Source organism: Nonomuraea lactucae, from assembly GCF_003313395.1.
GTDB lineage: Bacteria > Actinomycetota > Actinomycetes > Streptosporangiales > Streptosporangiaceae > Nonomuraea > Nonomuraea lactucae.
Genome location: NZ_QNFZ01000352.1, coordinates 1 through 702 on the forward strand (window position 1 = coordinate 1; position 702 = coordinate 702).

2 protein-coding genes are annotated in these 702 nt (G+C 74.8%); both read right to left on the reverse strand.

Annotated features, from left to right (window positions below; all coding sequences use genetic code 11):
* Positions 1–282 (reverse strand): CoA-binding protein (locus tag DQW85_RS21895; RefSeq protein WP_205315302.1); only part of this gene is annotated, 282 nt, incomplete at its 3' end.
* A gap of 5 nt (positions 283–287) precedes the next feature.
* Positions 288–702: acyl-CoA dehydrogenase family protein (locus tag DQW85_RS21900; RefSeq protein WP_275888233.1), on the reverse strand; the 415-nt coding region annotated here is incomplete at its 5' end.

Below are 702 nucleotides of genomic sequence, written 5' to 3' on the forward strand. Positions count from 1 at the left end.
CGCACCCCGCCGGGCGAGCGCCGCGACGACGGCGACGGTCGGCTCGCGCGGCACGGCGACGAACGCGGCGTCCGGCGCGTCGGGCAGCTCGTCCACGCCGCGGTAGCAGGGCAGGCCCTCGATCGACTCGTGGTGCGGATGCAGGGGCCAGATCTCACCGGTGAAGCCGAGCTGTCTGCACTGCCGGATCGCCTCGGCGGCGTGCCGCCCGCCGAACACCGCCAGGTGGCGGGGGGCGAGCAGCCGGCGCAGGTTGAGCCGCCTGACGTCGGGTGAGGTCACCGGGCTCATCCGCCGTGCGGGCGCAGCAGGGCGCGGGAGATGATGTGGCGCTGGATCTCGCTGGTGCCGTCCCAGATCCGCTCGACGCGGGCGTCCCGCCAGAACCTCTCGATCGGCAGCTCCTCCATCAGTCCCATGCCGCCGAAGATCTGCACCGCGTGGTCGGTGATGCGGCCGAGCGCCTCGGAGGCGAACAGCTTGGCCATCGCGGCGTCCTGGTCGGTCATCGTCCCCCGGTCGAGCTTCCAGGCGGCGCGCAGCGTCAGGAGCTCCGCGGCCTCCAGCTCGGTCGCCATGTCGGCCAGCTTGAAGCCGGTTCCCTGGAAGCGGCCGATGGGCCGGCCGAACTGCTCGCGGGTCGCCGCCCACGCGGTCGCCGCGTCGAGCACCCGGCGGGCGCGGCCGACGCCGGTCGCGGCG